The sequence below is a fragment of the Escherichia sp. KCJ4928 genome, from assembly GCF_004352695.1.
Lineage (GTDB): Bacteria > Pseudomonadota > Gammaproteobacteria > Enterobacterales > Enterobacteriaceae > ECMA0423.
Genome location: NZ_SJWV01000547.1, coordinates 1 through 618, shown reverse-complemented (window position 1 = coordinate 618; position 618 = coordinate 1). Strand labels below are relative to the sequence as shown.

The following is a 618-nucleotide window of genomic DNA, read 5'->3' as shown; positions in this document are numbered from 1 at the left end:
CGCTGTCTCTGGGTACAGATAATGAAGTTGGCATGGTCATTGATAATGGCCGGCTGATTGTTGAGCCGTACAGACGCCCGCAATATTCACTGGCTGAGCTACTGGCACAGTGTGATCCGAATGCTGAAATATCAGCTGAAGAACGAGAATGGCTGGATGCACCGGCGACTGGTCAGGAGGAAATCTGACATGGAAAGAGGGGAAATCTGGCTTGTCTCGCTTGATCCTACCGCAGGTCATGAGCAGCAGGGAACGCGGCCGGTGCTGATTGTCACACCGGCGGCCTTTAATCGCGTGACCCGACTGCCTGTTGTTGTGCCCGTAACCAGCGGAGGCAATTTTGCCCGCACTGCCGGCTTTGCGGTGTCGCTGGATTGTGTTGGCATACGTACCACAGGTGTTGTGCGTTGCGATCAACCCCGGACAATTGATATGAAAGCCCGGGGCGGAAAACGACTCGAACGGGTTCCAGAGACTATCATGAACGAAGTTCTTGGCCGTCTGTCCACTATTCTAACTTGAACATGGGGTTTGAGGGGCAACCGGACGAAAACGTTCGATTTAGGGCACTAAAACCGCTGCTGGTCCCTCATTATAAAAGAAGAGCAGGTAATAGAC

The 618-nt window shown here is 53.1% G+C and carries 2 protein-coding genes; both read left to right on the top strand.

The genetic code is table 11. From position 1 onward, the window contains the following. The first annotated feature begins 2 nt into the window (after positions 1-2). A complete protein-coding gene (locus tag E0D98_RS25465; RefSeq protein ID WP_223182372.1) occupies positions 3-188 on the top strand; it encodes an antitoxin in 186 nt (61 codons plus the stop codon). A 1-nt stretch (position 189) separates the two neighbouring features. Further along, on the top strand, positions 190-522 hold the full coding sequence (gene pemK-mt, locus E0D98_RS25460; protein WP_021521276.1) for a type II toxin-antitoxin system toxin endoribonuclease PemK-mt: 333 nt from the start codon (positions 190-192) through the stop codon (positions 520-522). Positions 523-618: the final 96 nt, after the last annotated feature.